Origin of the sequence: Ruminococcus sp. (assembly GCF_017650195.1) — a bacterium.
Lineage (GTDB): Bacteria > Bacillota > Clostridia > Oscillospirales > Ruminococcaceae > Ruminococcus.
On sequence record NZ_JAGCFH010000209.1, the window covers coordinates 1 to 17,474 of the forward strand.

The window sequence follows — 17,474 nt, forward strand, 5'->3', positions numbered from 1 at the left end:
ACTCCCTTAGCAGGGGAGCCCCTTCACCACTTGGGTAAATCCGCAAACCGACGAGCGAGAAGCTCACCGATAAAAAAATTGGCGGAGAGGGTGGGATTCGAACCCACGTGACCGTTAAGTCAAACGGTTTTCAAGACCGCCTCGTTATGACCGCTTCGATACCTCTCCATATTGTTCAGCCGAATTAATCAGCTTTTATATTATACCACGGTAAGGAGGAGTTGTCAATAAAAAAACGAGGCGAACCTTTACAATATATTTTCAACATTTTTGTTAAATATGCTGATGAGATGTGTTGACATATCCTGTACCTGGTATAAGCAGGCTGAAAATGCAAATTTCGTGTAAATTTTTTAGGATTTTTCGGAAAATGTACTTTACATATCATTGAATATAGTGTAAAATAAACTATGGATAATTTTTTTGTGAGGTGCTTATATGGAACCAAAGTATAAAAGAGTATTATTAAAGGTCAGCGGCGAAGCTCTTGCAGGTGACAACAAGACAGGACTCAACTATGACGTTGTTACAGATATCTGCAAAAGCATCAAGAAATGTTCAGACGCAGGTGCTCAGGTAGCGGTTGTTGTCGGCGGTGGAAACTTCTGGAGAGGACGTTCCAGCGGCGCTATGGACAGGACTCGTGCAGACCACATCGGAATGCTTGCAACTACAATGAATGCACTTGCTCTTGCAGATGTTCTTGAATCTCTCGGCTGCACTGTACGTGTGCAGACAGCTTTACAAATGGCTGCGATAGCTGAGCCCTATATCCGCAACAGAGCCGTAAGGCATCTCAACAAAGGTAGGATCGTCATATTCGGCTGCGGAACAGGAAATCCGTTCTTCTCCACAGATACTGCTGCGGCTCTACGCGCAATGGAGATACAGGCTGATATTCTCCTCAAGGCTACCCTTGTTGACGGCGTATACGACAAGGATCCCCACAAATACGATGATGCAAAGAAGTACGATACTCTCACCTTCACACAGGTCATCGGACAGGATCTCGGCGTAATGGACAGCACAGCAGCCGCTATGTGCCGCGATAATCACATGAAAATGCTGGTATTCGATCTCAGCCGTCCGGATAATATCTATGATGCGATAATGGGCGGAAATATAGGTACTGTTGTCAGTGAATAACGAAAGGAATGAAACACTATGAAAGAACAGCTTAATCTCGCTAAGGAAAAGATGAACAAAAGCCTTAACGCTCTCGGAAACGAGTTTGCTTCTATCCGCGCAGGAAGAGCAAATCCCGGAGTTCTTGATAAAGTAATGGTAGATTACTACGGTGCACCCACTCCGGTCAATCAGATGGCAGCAATTTCAGTATCAGAGGCAAGAATACTTGTTATACAGCCATGGGACAAATCTACTCTTAAGCTTATTGAAAAGGCCATACAGGCTTCCGATATCGGTATCCAGCCTGTAAATGACGGAAACGTTATCCGTCTTGCTTTCCCTCAGCTCACTGAGGACCGCCGTAAGGAGCTCTGCAAGAGCGTAAAGAAGTACGGTGAAGAGTGTAAGGTTACTGTACGTTCCATAAGACGTGATACTATGGAAAAGTACAAGGCAATGAAGAAAAACTCAGAGATCACAGAGGACGATCTCAAGGACTGCGAGAAGAAGGTACAGGATCTCACTGATAAGATGTGCGACGATATCGACAAAATGGTGGCAGATAAAGAAAAAGAGATCATGACTGTATAATTGGTGAAATATGGCATTATTCGGAAAAAAGGAAAAAACTGAGCTTACTTTGCCCGAGAAGCTTCCCGAGCACGTAGGCTTTATCATGGATGGAAATGGCAGATGGGCGAAGAAGCGCGGTCTGCCACGTTCCTTCGGACACCGTGAGGGTGCGAAACAGTTTAAGAAGATAGTACGCTACTGCAAGGACATCGGACTGAAAAATATCAGCTTCTATGCCTTTTCCACAGAGAACTGGCAGCGCCCCTCCGATGAAGTGAATACTATCATGGAGCTCTTCCGTGATTACATCGTTGATGTAAGAAATTTTCTCAGCGAGAATACCCGTATGATATTTCTTGGTGATAAGAGTGCCTTTGACGAGGACTTGCAGGAAAAGATGATAAAGCTGGAAGAGGATACGGCTCATTATACGGAAATGAATCTCATGATGGCTGTAAACTATGGCGGACGCGATGAGCTTGCCCATGCTGCAAGGATACTTGCTCAAAAGGCTGTTAACGGTGAGATACGTCCAGAGGACATAAACGAACAGGCGGTTGCGGATAATCTATATACTGCAGGTCTTCCTGATGTTGACCTTCTTATACGTCCCAGCGGTGAGCTGAGACTTTCAAACTATCTTATATGGCAGTGCGCTTATGCGGAGTACTACTTCACAGATGTGCTTTGGCCTGACTTCACTCCTGCCGAGCTTGACAAGGCTCTGATTGAGTATGCTAACAGGAACCGCCGCTTCGGAGGTGTTTGATGCTTACACGTATCATTTCGGGAGCTGTGGGCGTAGTATTGCTTGGAGTGATACTATTTTTCCATGATACTCCAGTTCTTCCCATAGCGGTAGCAGCTATCATAGCTGTCATGCTTTTTGAACTTTTACGCGCAGTGAAGCTCCACAAGTGTATCCCGGTATTTTTGGCCTCAGAGGTCGCTGGCGTGTCTGTACCTCTTATTTATCATCTTACTAAGACTGACAAGGCTCTCTGTGATTATACAGTGGCAGGCATTCAGGGTTCTCCTGAGTTTTACTCGGCAAAGGTTGCTGAGGTGAATTCGATACTTCAATTCTGCATATATCTTATTGCTGCCTTTGTTATCTTTGTGACATGGCTCAGAAAGCATAAGGAGATACGCTACGAACAGATATTTTTTGTACTTGCGGTGATGATACTTGTGCCGCAGGCAATGACAACTATGTTGCGTATAGAGCAATATGACAGTGGAAATGGACTTTTCCTTCTTATTATGGGACTCTGCGGCGCATGGATCGCAGATACGGGAGCATACTTTACAGGTGTAGCTATTGGAAAGCACAAGCTCTGCCCCGAGATAAGCCCTAAGAAAACTATCGAGGGACTTGTTGGAGGTATTGTCACTACTGCTGTAGTATATACTGCTGCATTTTCGATTTATTACGGCTTTACAGCTAAAAGAGCTGTAATAGCATTCGTTACTGGTGCTGTATGTGCAGTGATCGGTACGGTAGGTGATCTTTCAGCTTCTATGGTGAAACGTCAGATAGGTTTCAAGGACTACGGAAAGATTATGCCGGGACACGGCGGACTTATGGATCGCTTTGACAGCGTTCTTTTTGTGCTGCCTACTTTTTATGCATTTATTGCCTTATTCGGCGTACAGTGATATTTCTGAAACGGACTATTCACGGATAGTCCATTTCGCATTTTATAAAGGACTTTTTCATACAATAAATCCGGAATCTATTTCCGCGAAAAGGGGAAAACATAATGAATAAAACGGTGTCTATACTTGGCTCCACAGGCTCTATAGGAACACAGTCGTTGGAGGTCTGCGAAAAGCATGGATTGAAGGTCGCCGCACTGGCGGCACACAGCAGTATCGAGGCTCTTGAGCAGCAGATAAGGAAGTTTCGTCCTGCTTATGCATGTATTTACGATGAACAGAAGTACGGCGAGCTGAAAAGGAGAATTTCCGACACAGACGTAAAACTGTATTCTGGTATGGAAGGACTGTGCAGGCTTGCTTCCCTTGAAGAAGCGGATATTATACTTAACTCCGTTGTTGGAATGGTGGGACTTCTTCCCACACTTACTGCAATTGACGCAGGAAAGGATATTGCCCTTGCCAACAAGGAGACCCTTGTGGCGGGCGGAGAGCTCGTAATGAGTTCTGCTGCAAAAAAGGGTGTGAAGATATATCCTGTTGACAGTGAACATTCGGCTATATTCCAGTGTTTGCAGGGCAATAAGCGCTCACAGCTTAGCAAGATAATCCTAACGGCCTCGGGAGGACCTTTCTTCGGTAGGAGCTATGAGGAACTGAAAAACGTTACAAAGGAGCAGGCTCTCCACCACCCCAACTGGGATATGGGCAACAAGATCACGATAGACTCCGCTACTCTTATGAACAAGGGTCTTGAATTCATAGAGGCAAAGTGGCTGTTCGATCTTACTCCCGACCAGATAGAGATAGTTGTCCACCGTCAGAGCGTGGTACACTCGGCTGTGGAGTACAATGATTATTCTGTCATCGCTCAGATGGGCGTTCCCGATATGAAAATACCGATACAGTATTCTCTCCTTTATCCGGACCGTATGAGCTGTCCGACTGGCAGGCTCTTACTTACGGATTACGGAAAGCTTACCTTCGAGAAGCCGGATTATGATACCTTCAAGTGTCTGTCAGCTGCTATTGAAGCAATAAAACGCGGTGGAGCCTATCCATGTCTTGTAAATTCGGCAAATGAGGAGGCAGTACGCGCTTTCCTCCATGATGAAATAAGGTTTATAGAAATCGGCGAGACCGTTGCTTCCATCCTTGACCGCTTCGATCAGTCCGAGATAAAATGCTATGAGGACGTAATGAAAGCCGACAAGGCGGCAAGGGCTTATGTAAGAGAGCGCATATCGGCAGAATGAGCATATTTCAGAAAGGATAATTATTTCATGGGTGTTATAATTGCGATCATTGTTTTCGGACTTATTGTCACGGTACATGAGTTCGGACATTTTATCTGCGCAAAGCTCAGCGGTATAAAGGTGCTGGAGTTTTCCGTGGGTATGGGACCTAAGCTGCTGCAAAAGAAGAAGGGAGAGACAAAGTACTCCCTGAGAGCATTGCCTATAGGTGGCTACTGCGCTATGGAGGGCGAGGACTCGACTAACAGCGATCCTAGAAGCTTCCGTAATGCAAAGCTTTGGAAGCGTATGATAGTTCTTGTTGCCGGAGCAATGATGAATTTTGTTCTTGGTTTTGTGGCACTTGTTATAATGGTCAGTGTATTTGAAAAAAACGCCCCGACTACTGTTGTAAGGGATTTTGCCAAGATTCGTAATGAAGATCAGAGCATAAGCTATAGTTCAATGAGCTATGAAACAGGCTTGCAAATAGACGACAAGTTCATATCGATTGACGGTACAAAGGTGTTCAGTGATATTGATCTTGTATATATCTTTGATACGTTAAATCCAGGTGAGGCACATACTGTTGTTGTAAAGAGAAATGGTGAAAAAGTCACACTTGAAAATGTGGTATTTGAAAATACTGAGAATGGCAGTAAGTATGATTTTGCCATTTACGGAAAGAAAAAGAATCCGCTGACGGTATTAAAGGTCTCTGGTGACAGATTTATGACCATGTCACATGTAATAGGGCTGTCACTCAAGCAGCTTTTTACAGGAAATATGAAAAAGGATGATGTATCCGGACCTGTTGGCGTTGTCAGTGTTATAAGTGATACAGCAGAGCAGAGCCGCAACGTCAGTGAGGCGATTGAGAATATTCTCTATATAATGTCTCTGATAACCATAAATGTAGGAATATTCAATCTGCTTCCCATACCGGGACTTGACGGCGGCAGACTTCTGTTCTGCCTGATAGAGCTTGTACGCCGCAAGCCTGTAAAGCCAGAGCATGAGGGCTATGTACATCTTGCAGGAATGGTGCTCCTTTTCAGCTTGATGATATTCGCTACTTATAACGATATCGTAAGGCTTGTTACGGGAGGATAAAATGGCGGATATATGTCTTCTTGGTACAGGAGGTATGCTGCCATTGCCATACCGTTTCCTTACAAGCTTGTATGCCGAGTACAACGGCAAGGCAGTTCTTATCGATTGCGGCGAGGGGACTCAGGTGGCAGCTGCAAAGCACGGCATAAAACTGAGCAGGATAGAGTTGATACTAATTACTCACTGCCATGCTGATCACGTTACGGGGCTGCCGGGACTTCTTCTTTCTATCGGGAACAATTCGAGGACGACTCCTCTGGAGATAGCGGCTCCCGAAAGCTGTATACCTGTAATCGAAAAGCTAATGAGCGTGTGCGGGGCTCTTCCTTATGAAGTAAGGCTGCGCGGACTTCCTGAAAACGAGCATTTTGAATTCACTGCGGATATGATAGATCCGCTCCTAACGGTAAGGACAATGCCTCTTTCACACAGAGTCAGCTGTCTCGGCTACAGCCTTGTGCTTAAGCGGAAGCCTGTATTCCTTCCACAGAACGCAAAGGCTATGAATATACCCGTGGAGCTCTGGAAAAGGCTCCATAACGGCGAGACTGTAACTCTTGCAGATGGTCTTAGAGTACCTCCGGAGGCTGTGACAGGTGAGAAAAAGCCTCCGCTGAAATTGACCTACGTCACGGATACACTGCCTGTGGCAGAGCTGGAGCTCTTCGCTATGGGCGCTGACCTTTTCGTATGCGAGGGAATGTACGGACTTCCAGATAAAAAGGAGTCTATGAACGAAAAGGGTCACATGCTCATGCAGGACGCATGTAATATAGCAAAGCTGGCTGACGCCAAAAAGCTTTGGCTTACTCATTACAGTCCTGCCGAAAAAGAACCTTCAGTCTATGCAGACGAGCTTAAGGAGATATTTTCCGATACCGTTATATCCGAGGATGGTATCCGAATGACCCTCTGATTCGGACTTTTTGATTCGACAGTCCGATAATATGTGATAGGAGAGATAATATGAGAAACGTTAGACCTGTAAAGGTAGGGGACTGCGTCCTCGACGGAAAGCATATATACATACAGTCAATGCTTAACGCCCGTTCCGACGATATCGAAGGTAGCGTAAAGCAGGCGGCAGAGCTTGAAAAGGCAGGCTGCGAAATAATCCGCGCAGCTATCCCGAACATGGAAGCGGTAAAGCTTATTCCGGCTATCAAGGAAGCTGTGAAAATACCTCTTGTAGCGGATATACATTTTGATTACAGGCTCGCTCTTGAAGCAGCTGCAGCAGGTGTTGACAAGATACGTATAAATCCCGGAAATATAGGAGGAATGGACAGGGTAAAGGCTGTTGTTGAAGCTTGCCGTTCAAGGAATATACCTATCCGTATCGGCGTTAATTCGGGCTCGCTTGAAAAGGAGATACTTGCGAAATACGGTTCTCCCACACCGGAAGCCCTTGTTGAGAGTGCTCTTACTCATGCGTCTATGCTTGAGCATTTCGACTTCAATGATATCGTTATATCTATAAAGTCATCTGACGTACAGAGAATGATAGCTTCTTACAGACTAGCAGCGGAGAAGTGTGATTATCCTCTTCACCTTGGTGTAACGGAAGCAGGCACAGAGCGCATGGGACTTATCAAGTCTGCTGTCGGTATCGGTTCGCTGCTCTGCGACGGTATCGGCGAGACTATCCGTGTGTCCCTTACCGACGACCCGATACGCGAGATAGCAGCCGCTAAGGATATACTCAAAAGTATCGGAAAGCGCGGCGGCGTAAGAATGGTCTCATGTCCTACCTGTGGCAGAACAAGAATAGATCTTGTAAAGGCTGCAAAAATGGTGGAGGAAGCAGTAAAGGACATGGATAAGGATATAACAGTGGCAGTTATGGGCTGTATAGTCAACGGTCCAGGAGAAGCCCGTGAAGCTGATATAGGTATCGCAGGCGGTGACGGCTGTGCGGTCATCTTCAAAAAGGATGGTACTCAGAGAAAGGTGAGCGAGGCGGAGATAGTTCCCGAGCTTCTTGCTGAGATAGAAAAGCTCTGACAGAGCCTTTTATGATAAGTTATTAGTAAACAGGGAGTCGTAAAATGCAGGTTAAAATTTCCGAATTCTTGAAGGATTATTCCTTGGAGCTGCCAGAGAGCGTGCTCGGCGGTGAGATATTCAAGCTTACCTACAGTGAAAATCTTGAAAATATCCGCTTTCATGCACGTTTTGAAGAGCTTGTTCCCAGCGATGATATCTTTGCATTTGAAAAAGCAGTCGAGGCTGCCATAAAGGTGGAGCAGGTGCGGCTTGCCTGCCGCTATCCTTCCGAAAAATTCGGTATGGATTGCTATGATGAGCTGATAAAGTTGCTCAAACGTGATATACCTGTGGTCAACGGCTTTCTTGATGACGCGGACGTATCCTTTGTCGACAGTGAACTGCGGATAAGGATAGTCCACGGCGGAAGAGAGATACTGGACAGATACAGCTTTTGCAGATACTTCTCCCAGATGATATACAATCAGTTCGGCGTGAGAGTAAAGGTATTCCTTGAAGGAGACAGCTCCGTAAGCAGAGAGCAGTTCGACGAGATGATAGAACGTATCGAAGCTGATATGCCGGACTACAGCGCTCAGCTTGTTCCTGAAAAATCGGCTGAGGAGATAAGAGCTGAGGAGGTAAAAGCTGTTATACCAACAGTCACTATAGATATTGGTGCTCTCAACAAGGACTTTGACGCAGAATCCGCTGAGATAGTAAAAGGAAAGGCTATACGCGAAAAGCCCATACCGATCTGTGAGGCGGTACAGCATCTTGGAGAAAAAGTAGTAGTCGTTGGAGATGTATTTGCTTCGGATATGAAGGAAGTACGCGGAGAAAAGACAGTTGTTACTTATGATATAACCGATTACAGTGGCTCGCTGAAATTAAAGATATTCGCAAAGAACGAAGAGGTGGAGGAACTTAAGCTTGGCTCTATAAAGAGCGGTGCAGCTCTGCTTGTATCGGGAAAGCTGGACTATGACTCATTCGCAAGGGATATAGTTATATCTGTAAATTCTCTTATAAAAGTTAAACGAATTCCCAAAATGGACAACTATCCAGAAAAGCGTGTGGAGCTTCACTGTCACAGCAATATGTCAGCTATGGACGCTGTTACCGATCCTGTAACTCTTATCAGTAGGGCAGCAGAGTGGGGTCATCAGGCAATGGCTATAACCGATCACGGCTGCGTACAGGCTTTTCCAGACTGTATGTACAATATGCCAAAGGACTTCAAGGTCATATATGGCATGGAAGCCTACGTTGTCAACGACATAGAACGTGATATGGTGGTATATGGCGATGACAACCGTTCCTTCGACGATGAGATAATCATTTTTGACGTTGAGACCACAGGTCTGAGCTACAGAAATGATCGCCTTACCGAGATAGGTGCTGTTAAGCTGAAAAATATGCAGGTGGTTGACGATTTCAATACTAAGGTAAATCCCGGCTTCCATATCCCAGAGCATATCACGGAGCTTACCGGTATAAGTGACGCCGATGTAGCCAATGCTCCCGACGAGGGAGAGGCACTTAAAATGTTCATGGAATTCTGCGGAGACAAGCCTGTTCTTGTAGCACACAATGCTCGCTATGATACGACAATGATCGGACAGGCGCTCAAACGTTGCGGTATTGTTTTTGATTATACATGGGTGGATACTCTTGTTATGTGTCAGTCCATGCTTCCAGAAATCGGACGCCATAAGTTAAATTTGGTTGCAAAGCAGCTTAAGCTCGGCAAGTTCGACCACCACCGTGCCTCAGATGACGCTCTAATGCTTGCAAAGATATATATAACTCTTATTGGCAGGCTTAATGCTGACCGTGGCTTTGGATCAATACAACAGCTCAATACGCTGTTCGGCGAGATATAAACAAAGAAGCTGAAAAGCTATCACCATATAATACTAGTCCGAAATCAGGCAGGGCTAAAAAATCTCTACAGGCTCGTTTCACTGAGCAACCTTGATTATTTCTATAAAAAGCCCCTTATACCCAAGTCGAAGCTCATAGAGCACCGAGAGGGACTTATATTCGGAAGTGCCTGCGAATCAGGAGAGCTTTTTCAGGCGATACTGGATATGCGTGATCAGGACTATATCGACAACCTTGCAAAGTTCTACGACTATCTTGAGATACAGCCTATCTGCAACAACAGGTTCATGGTGAGAAAGGGCGTAGCCCGTGATGATGAGGAACTTCGCGACTTCAACCGTGAGGTCGTCGCTCTCGGCGACAGGCTTTGCATACCCACCTGTGCGACCTGCGACGTACATTTTATAGATCAGAAGGACGCTATCTACCGTAAGATAATCCTTGCAAGCATGGGATTCAATGATGCTGAGGAGCAGGCTCCCCTCTATTTCAGGACTACCGAGGAGATGATGGCAGAGTTTGAGTATCTCGGCGAGGACAAGGCAAAAGAAGTCGTTATAAAGAATACTAATGATATTGCTGATCAGATTGAAAAGGTTCGTCCGATACCAAAGGGTACCTTTACACCTACTATAGAGGGCGCAGAGGAAGAGCTTGTTAAGATAACTCATGATAAAGCTCATGAGATATATGGAGACCCTCTTCCAGAACTTGTTGATAAGCGTCTTGACCGTGAGCTTTCTTCAATTATAAAGCACGGTTTCTCAGTGCTTTATATAATTGCGCAGAAGCTCGTATGGAACTCGGTTGAGAACGGTTATCTTGTAGGCTCCCGTGGTTCCGTTGGTTCGTCGTTTGTCGCTTCAATGGCAGGAATTTCTGAAGTTAATCCGCTTCCGCCCCATTATGTATGTCCTAACTGTAAGCACAGCGAGTTCCTGCTTGACGGTGTTTACGGCTCCGGCTTTGATCTGCCTCCTAAGAAATGTCCCGACTGCGGAACGGATATGAACCGTGACGGTCACGATATTCCCTTCGAGACTTTTCTTGGCTTCGACGGCGATAAAGCGCCTGATATCGACCTTAACTTCTCCGATGAATACCAGTTCTGGGCTCACCGCTATACGGAAAAGCTCTTCGGAAAGTCCAACGTGTTCAAAGCGGGCACTATATCAGTTGTCGCTGAAAAGACTGCTTATGGCTATGTAAAGAAGTACTGCGAGGAAAACGGCATTACCCTTAACAATGCAGAGCTGAGCAGACTTGCTATAGGATGTACCGGCATCAAGAGGACAACGGGTCAGCACCCTGGCGGAATGGTTGTTGTGCCGTCGGATTATGATGTTTACGACTTCACTCCCGTTCAGCACCCTGCTGATACTGCCGATTCCGAGATAATTACCACTCACTTTACATTCAACTCCCTGCATGATACCATACTCAAGCTTGATGAGCTCGGACACGTTGTTCCTACTCTCTACAAGCATCTTGAAGACCTTACCGGCATTAAGATAAAGGACGTTCCCACTTCTGACCCGGACGTCATACGTATGTGTACTAACTGCGATGTACTGGGAGTTACACCGGAAGATATATACTGTAAAACGGGAAGTCTCGGTATACCTGAAATGGGTACGGGATTCACAATACAGATGCTTCTTGACGCAAAGCCCACAAAGTTCAGCGACTTTTTGCAGATATCCGGCCTTTCTCACGGTACTGACGTATGGCTGGGTAACGCGAAGGATCTTATAGATAACGGCGTATGTACGATTTCCGATGTTATTGGAACCCGTGACTCTATCATGACCTATCTTTTATATAAGGGTGTTGAGCCAAAAATGGCTTTCCAGATAATGGAGTGGACCCGTAAGGGTAAGGCGCCCAAGCAGTTCACCCCTGAGATCATACAGATGCTACGTGACCATAATGTTCCGGAGTGGTACATAGAGAGCTGCCTTAAAATAAAGTATATGTTCCCGAAGGCTCACGCGGCAGCTTACGTTATCGCAGCCATAAAGCTGGGCTGGTTCAAGCTCCATATGCCTCTTGAATACTACGCGACCTATTTCTCAGTAAGAGGAGAGGACTTCGACGCAGAGATAGCCATAAAGGGCAGGGCTGCTGTAAGGGCAAAGATTGAGGAGATAAAGGCTCTCGGAAATGACAGGACCAACAAGGATAGCGCACTTTATGATATTCTTCTCATTACGAATGAGATGATGTCAAGAGGCTACGAGTTCCTGCCGATAAACCTGTTCAAGTCCCATGCGACAGATTATCTTGTTGAGGACGGCAAGCTCAGGATACCGTTTTCCGCTATGAGCGGTGTCGGTGACAACGCTGCAAAGGGAATATACGAGGCTGTTCAGAAGGGCGGTTTCATGTCCATAGAGGAATTCCAGTCTGAAAGCGGAGCGTCAAAAACAACAATTGATATGTTGAAAAGCATAGGAGCCTTTGGTGATTTACCCGAATCGACACAGATGTCGTTCTTTTAACTTGACTTTCTTTTGGTAATATGCTATCATATTATCATGTTAGCAGGCTAAAGTGAAATGACGAGGAGGTTTAATATGAAAAATTATGATCTTATTACTCCCGAGGGAACGAAGGATTTGCTCTTCGGTGAGTGTATCGTAAGAAGAAATATAGAGAATACCCTTATGAATCTTTTCAAAAGCCGCGGATATAGTGAGACTATCACTCCCGGACTTGAATTCTACGATGTATTCAATCTTAATTCAAGCTATTTCCCGCAGGAAAATCTGTATAAGCTTACAGACAGCAAGGGAAGGCTTCTGGTAATGCGTCCGGATACTACCATGCCTATCGCGCGTATAGTTGCCACTCGCCTGAGGGACGCCGATCTTCCTCTGAAGCTGTGTTATGCTCAAGCTGTATACACCACAGAGCCTTCACTGAAGGGAAGGAGCGACGAGGTAGTACAGGCAGGTATAGAGCTTATAGGATCTCAGCTGAAAATGGCTGATCTTGAAGTAATATCAACGGCAGTTGATTCACTAAATTCCTTCGGCATGGAGTTTTCGCTCGAACTCGGTCATATCGGTATTTTCAAAGAGCTCGTCGGCAAGCTTGACGCTTCCGAGCATGACAAGGAAAGTATCAGAAAGCTTATAGAGAATAAAAATTTCCCTGCGCTCAACGATATGCTTGACAGCTTCGGAAATTCTCCTGTAACCAACGCCCTTAAAAAGCTTCCTGCGCTCTTCGGCGGAGAGGAAGTTTTTGAGAAGGCTGAGGAACTCATGCCAGATGACAACATCAAGCGCATACTTGATGAGCTAAGGGACATATATGCTGATGCCTCCGAGCTTTGCAGCGGAGAGGGCACTATAACGGTGGACCTCGGACTTGTAAACAAGACGGATTATTATACTGGTCTTATCATAAAGGGATATTTGCAGGGACACGGCGAGGAGGTACTCTCCGGCGGACGTTACGACAAGCTGATATCCGAATTCGGATACGATGTTCCTGCTGTCGGTTTTGCTGTAAATATAAACGCAGTTGCCAAGCTCATGGAGAAGAGCGATGTTCTTCCTGCTGAACCCAAGCCGGACGTTATAGTATTTGCCGAGGAGGGCTGCGAGGTAGCTGCCATAAAGGCTGCCCATGAACTCCGCGAACAGGGACTTATCGTTGAGAACGCGCTTTTCGACGATATCGAGAGCGTTCGTGAATACGCTATTGAAAGAAAGATAGCAAAGGTCGTAGTTATCGACGGCAGCAAGGAGGTCTGAATATGAACAAGCCTATAAGAATGGCTCTTACAAAGGGCAGACTTGAAAAGGATACCATAGAGCTTCTCGAAAAGCTGGGCTTCGACTGTACGGCAGTACGCGAAAAGGGAAGAAAGCTAATACTGCCTGTGCCTGATGCAAATCTTGAAGTAGTTCTCGCAAAGGCAAATGACGTTATAACTTATGTCGAGCACGGCGTCTGCGATATGGGCGTTGTGGGCAAGGATACCATAATGGAAATGCGAGGCAAGTTCTATGAGCTTGTTGATCTCGGCTTTGGAAAATGTAAATTTGCACTTGCAGCAAAGAAGGGCTATGACTTCTACAGCGGCTACGGAATAAAGACCATAGCTACAAAGTACCCTAATGTTGCAAGAAAGTTTTTTGAGAAAAAAGGCATGGATACCGAGATAATCAAGATAGAAGGCTCTGTCGAGCTTGCTCCTCTTCTTGAACTTGCCGATGGTATCGTTGATATCGTTGAGACAGGTACTACTCTCAGGGAGAACGGACTTGAGGTAATTGAAGATGTAGCACCTGTTTCCGCAAGACTTATAGCAAATACAGTAAGCCTGAAAATGAGGCACGCTGAGATAGACAGGCTTATCACACTTATAGAGGAGAATCTTTGATGAAGAAAATATTCGCAAACGGTACGGACGAGGTCGCTTTTCTGAATGACCTTAAAAAGAGGAGCGGCGAGACCAATAAAAAGGTTACAGAGGTCGTATCGGAGATAATAGAGAATGTTAAGAATAACGGCGATGAAGCTGTTAAGAACTACACACTGAAATTCGATGGAAATCTGCCAAAGTACTATGAGGTGCCGCGAGAGGTGATAAACGACGCACTTACAGAGGCGGATCAGGAGTTTGTTGACGCGCTTCTCAATGCACAGGAGAATATAGCAGACTTCCACAACAGACAGGTGGAGCAGAGTTTCATTTCTGCTAAGAAGAACGGCGTTATCATGGGACAGCGCATACGCGGTCTCCACAGGGTAGGACTCTATGTGCCCGGCGGTACAGCAGCTTATCCTTCAAGTGTTCTCATGAACGCTATACCTGCAAAAATAGCAGGTGTAGAGGAAATAATCATGGTAACACCTCCTCTCAAGGACGGTACTCCCAATAAGGATATACTTGTTGCAGCTGCTATCTGCGGTGTTGACAGAGTGTTCCTTTCAGGAGGAGCACAGGCTATTGCGGCTCTTGCTTACGGTACTGAGGAGATACCCAAGTGCGACAAGATAGTAGGTCCCGGAAACATATATGTAGCTACTGCAAAGAAACTGCTTTACGGTGTTGTTGACATAGATATGATAGCAGGACCCAGCGAGATACTTGTTATCGCTGACGATACTGCAGATCCTAAGTTCGCAGCAGCCGACCTTATGTCACAGGCAGAGCATGACGTGCTTGCCTCGGCTATAATGGTAACTACAAGCGAGAAGCTTGCAGACGGTACGATAAAGGAGATAGAGCGTCAGAAGGAATATCTTTCAAGAAAAGATATCATCACTAAATCACTTGAGGATTATGGTGCTATAATCATTGCAGACAGTCGTGAAAAATGCGTTGAGCTTGCAAATGAGATAGCTCCAGAGCACCTTGAAGTGCTCATGGAGAATCCCTTCGAGCTCCTCGGAAGCCTTGACAATGCAGGTTCCATATTTCTCGGCAATTACGCTTCTGAACCTCTTGGCGACTATTACGCAGGTCCTAACCATGTCCTGCCTACAAGCGGTACAGCGCGTTTCTTCTCGCCTCTCGGCGTAGCAAGTTTCACAAAGCGTACAGCTTATACCTATTACACTGAGGAAGCACTCAGACAGGCAAAGGACGATATTGTTCTCATTGCAGAGCGTGAGGGACTTACCGCCCATGCTAATGCAATAAAGGTAAGATTTGAAGATTGAATCACGCAATGGGGCGGCTTGAAACAGAGCTGCCCTATAGGTGTTTTAAGATAGGAGCAGATATGAAGAGATTCCGTTGTCTCTGCTGTGGATACCGTACTCTTGATACTAGAGGAGAATTTGATATATGTCCTATATGTTACTGGGAAGACGAGCCATATATATTGTATGATAAAAAGAGCGAGCAGGGGCATATAACGTCTGTGTATTACTATAATGACTGCGAAAACGATGATTACGATGGCAGTGATATAATTGATATACCGTCAGAGGCGAACCATATGCTTACTTTGAGTCAGGGCAGGCAGAATTTTCGTAAGATAGGTGCTTGCCACGAAGAAGTAAAGGCATATGTCAGAATTCCGAGAAGCTCTGAAATGAAAAAATGGCGTGAAGAGAACAGCATAGTTGACGGAGAACTGGTTTTCTTCAGAATGAGAAAGGATAAAATATGAGTTACAGACTTAATAAGAAGCTGATAAATTTAGTGCCCTACGATCCGATAACAGGTCACTATGATATCAGACTTGACGCAAATGAGAGCTGCTTCAATCTCTCTGACAGCTTAAAGGAAAAGATAGGAAGAAGCATATCACAGATCGACTTTAACCGTTACCCAGACTGCCTTGCCAAAGCTCCCACAAAGGCTTTTTCCGAGCTTTATAATGTACCCGAGGAGTTTATCAGCGCAGGCAACGGATCTGACGAGCTTATCAGCATTATCGAGGGCTGCTTTTTTGAGGCGGGGGATACGATAGTAAACGTATCTTATGACTTTTCCATGTATGAGTTCTATGCACAGCTCTATGAGGTCAATGTAAAGACCTATCAGAAGGAAGCGGACCTTACTATAGCCCCCGATAAGCTCATAGCTTTCTGCAAAGAAAACGGCGCAAAGGGGCTTATTTTCTCCAATCCCTGCAATCCAACTTCTCTTGGACTTGACAGAGCTTCCGTAAAGAAGATTATAGAAGCCCTTGACGGCTGTCTTGTTATACTTGACGAAGCGTATATGGATTTCTGGGATCAGTCGCTGCTTGCTGATATTGAAAAATATGATAATCTTCTCATACTCAAAACCTGTTCAAAGGCGATAGGACTTGCAGCTGTCAGATTCGGCTTTGCAATTGCTAACAGGACGATAACCAATGCCATAAGAGCTGCAAAGTCACCCTACAACAATGATACTGTTGCTCAGACCATTGTTACGGATATTCTCAGTGAAAAGGAGTACCTCAGAGAGTGCAGGGATGTCATCATCAGGAATACCAAGCAGCTCTACAAGGATATAGCTGAAATAAACGAAAAGTATGGCTGCTTTGAAAAGATATACGAGCCATGCACGAACTTTGTGTTAGTAAAAACAGACGATTTTGAAAAAATATTCAAGTTCATGCTTGACAATTCAATAGCGATCAGGAAATTCAAGGGATATATAAGAGTTACTGCCGGAAGCAGTGAAGAAAATGCACGCTTCATCGAAGTGCTCGAAAAGTATTGTACAAAATAAAGGAGGTAATTATGCGTATAGGAACTATCGAACGTCAGACAAAGGAAACGCAGATCAGTGTCGGCGTAAATCTTGACGGCAAGGGAAAGGCAGAGATCAATACTGGCATAGGATTTTTCAACCACATGCTGACAGCTCTTTCAGTACACAGCGGTATAAGTATGAAAGTTAATGTAAAGGGCGATCTTGATGTAGACTGTCACCATACTATTGAGGATACCGGTATAGCTCTAGGACAGGCTCTTGCGAAGGCTCTCGGCGCAAAGTCCGGCATAGCGCGCTATGGCACAGCTTATATACCTATGGATGAGTCTCTTGCAATGGCAAGTCTCGACCTCAGCAATCGTCCCTTCCTTGTGTTCAATTGTGAATTTACAAATCAGAGCTGTGGAGATTATGACCTCTGCATGACCGAGGAGTTCTTCCGCGCATTCGCGTTCAATTCTGGTATGACGCTCCATATAAACCTTCTTTACGGAACTAACGATCATCACAAGGCAGAGGCTGTATATAAGGCTGTAGCACACGCTCTTAAAACTGCCGTTGCCGAGAACAGCGATGGTTCAACTCTGTCCACGAAAGGAGTTCTGTAATGATCGCAATTATTGATTACGGCGCAGGAAATATTTTCAGCGTGAAGAATGCCCTTGACTATCTGGGACTTGAAAGCAAGCTTGTATCTGATATTGATTCAGTAAAGT

The 17,474-nt window shown here is 45.3% G+C and carries 16 protein-coding genes, 1 tRNA gene and 1 pseudogene; 17 read left to right on the forward strand and 1 reads right to left on the reverse strand.

Annotation, left to right across the window (positions count from 1 at the left end; genetic code table 11):
• Window positions 1-79: 79 nt before the first annotated feature.
• A tRNA-Ser gene (locus J6U00_RS09705) sits at window positions 80-168 on the reverse strand.
• Window positions 169-438: 270 nt separating this feature from the next.
• Here J6U00_RS09705 and pyrH point away from each other — a divergent pair.
• The 17 genes and pseudogenes from pyrH to hisH form a co-directional block, all read left to right on the forward strand.
• Window positions 439-1,146: a UMP kinase gene (pyrH, locus tag J6U00_RS09710; RefSeq protein ID WP_295076320.1), complete on the forward strand. Its 708-nt coding sequence runs from the start codon at window positions 439-441 to the stop codon at window positions 1,144-1,146.
• Window positions 1,147-1,164: 18 nt separating this feature from the next.
• The gene (gene frr, locus J6U00_RS09715; protein ID WP_296581373.1) at window positions 1,165-1,719 is read left to right on the forward strand and encodes a ribosome recycling factor; all 555 of its coding nucleotides are present in this window, start codon (window positions 1,165-1,167) and stop codon (window positions 1,717-1,719) included.
• Window positions 1,720-1,729: 10 nt separating this feature from the next.
• Window positions 1,730-2,470 carry a polyprenyl diphosphate synthase gene (uppS, locus tag J6U00_RS09720; protein WP_296581376.1) on the forward strand — a complete coding sequence of 247 codons (741 nt, stop codon included), beginning with the start codon at window positions 1,730-1,732 and terminating at the stop codon, window positions 2,468-2,470.
• Window positions 2,470-3,360, forward strand: a complete 891-nt coding sequence (locus J6U00_RS09725; protein ID WP_296581378.1) for a phosphatidate cytidylyltransferase — start codon at window positions 2,470-2,472, stop codon at window positions 3,358-3,360. Before uppS ends, J6U00_RS09725 begins: the two co-directional genes overlap by 1 nt.
• 104 nt (window positions 3,361-3,464) lie before the next feature.
• Window positions 3,465-4,616, forward strand: coding sequence for a 1-deoxy-D-xylulose-5-phosphate reductoisomerase (locus J6U00_RS09730; protein WP_296581380.1), 1,152 nt, complete (start codon window positions 3,465-3,467; stop codon window positions 4,614-4,616).
• Between the two features lie 27 nt (window positions 4,617-4,643).
• Window positions 4,644-5,708 carry a site-2 protease family protein gene (locus J6U00_RS09735; protein ID WP_296581382.1) on the forward strand — a complete coding sequence of 355 codons (1,065 nt, stop codon included), beginning with the start codon at window positions 4,644-4,646 and terminating at the stop codon, window positions 5,706-5,708.
• Window position 5,709: 1 nt separating this feature from the next.
• Window positions 5,710-6,624, forward strand: coding sequence for a ribonuclease Z (locus tag J6U00_RS09740; protein ID WP_296581383.1), 915 nt, complete (start codon window positions 5,710-5,712; stop codon window positions 6,622-6,624).
• Between the two features lie 50 nt (window positions 6,625-6,674).
• Window positions 6,675-7,712 carry a flavodoxin-dependent (E)-4-hydroxy-3-methylbut-2-enyl-diphosphate synthase gene (ispG, locus tag J6U00_RS09745; RefSeq protein ID WP_296581385.1) on the forward strand — a complete coding sequence of 346 codons (1,038 nt, stop codon included), beginning with the start codon at window positions 6,675-6,677 and terminating at the stop codon, window positions 7,710-7,712.
• A gap of 44 nt (window positions 7,713-7,756) precedes the next feature.
• Entirely contained in the window at window positions 7,757-9,580 is a 1,824-nt protein-coding gene (locus J6U00_RS09750; protein ID WP_296581386.1) for an exonuclease domain-containing protein, read from the forward strand.
• 9 nt (window positions 9,581-9,589) lie between these two features.
• Window positions 9,590-12,082, forward strand: a complete 2,493-nt coding sequence (locus J6U00_RS09755) for a PolC-type DNA polymerase III (RefSeq protein ID WP_296581398.1) — start codon at window positions 9,590-9,592, stop codon at window positions 12,080-12,082.
• Window positions 12,083-12,157: 75 nt separating this feature from the next.
• A complete protein-coding gene (gene hisZ, locus J6U00_RS09760) occupies window positions 12,158-13,345 on the forward strand; it encodes an ATP phosphoribosyltransferase regulatory subunit (protein WP_296581388.1) in 1,188 nt (395 codons plus the stop codon).
• A gap of 2 nt (window positions 13,346-13,347) precedes the next feature.
• The gene (gene hisG / locus J6U00_RS09765; protein WP_296581389.1) at window positions 13,348-13,977 is read left to right on the forward strand and encodes an ATP phosphoribosyltransferase; all 630 of its coding nucleotides are present in this window, start codon (window positions 13,348-13,350) and stop codon (window positions 13,975-13,977) included.
• Window positions 13,977-15,263 carry a histidinol dehydrogenase gene (gene hisD / locus J6U00_RS09770; protein WP_296581390.1) on the forward strand — a complete coding sequence of 429 codons (1,287 nt, stop codon included), beginning with the start codon at window positions 13,977-13,979 and terminating at the stop codon, window positions 15,261-15,263. The genes hisG and hisD overlap by 1 nt, the downstream gene beginning before the upstream one ends.
• A 62-nt stretch (window positions 15,264-15,325) precedes the next feature.
• On the forward strand, window positions 15,326-15,718 hold the full coding sequence (locus J6U00_RS09775; protein WP_296581391.1) for a CPCC family cysteine-rich protein: 393 nt from the start codon (window positions 15,326-15,328) through the stop codon (window positions 15,716-15,718).
• Window positions 15,715-16,773, forward strand: coding sequence for a histidinol-phosphate transaminase (locus tag J6U00_RS09780; RefSeq protein WP_296581394.1), 1,059 nt, complete (start codon window positions 15,715-15,717; stop codon window positions 16,771-16,773). The genes J6U00_RS09775 and J6U00_RS09780 overlap by 4 nt, the downstream gene beginning before the upstream one ends.
• A gap of 11 nt (window positions 16,774-16,784) precedes the next feature.
• Window positions 16,785-17,366, forward strand: coding sequence for an imidazoleglycerol-phosphate dehydratase HisB (gene hisB, locus J6U00_RS09785; protein WP_296581396.1), 582 nt, complete (start codon window positions 16,785-16,787; stop codon window positions 17,364-17,366).
• Window positions 17,366-17,474 (forward strand): annotated as a pseudogene (gene hisH, locus J6U00_RS09790) (imidazole glycerol phosphate synthase subunit HisH); the annotation flags it as partial. The gene hisB and the pseudogene hisH, both read left to right, overlap by 1 nt.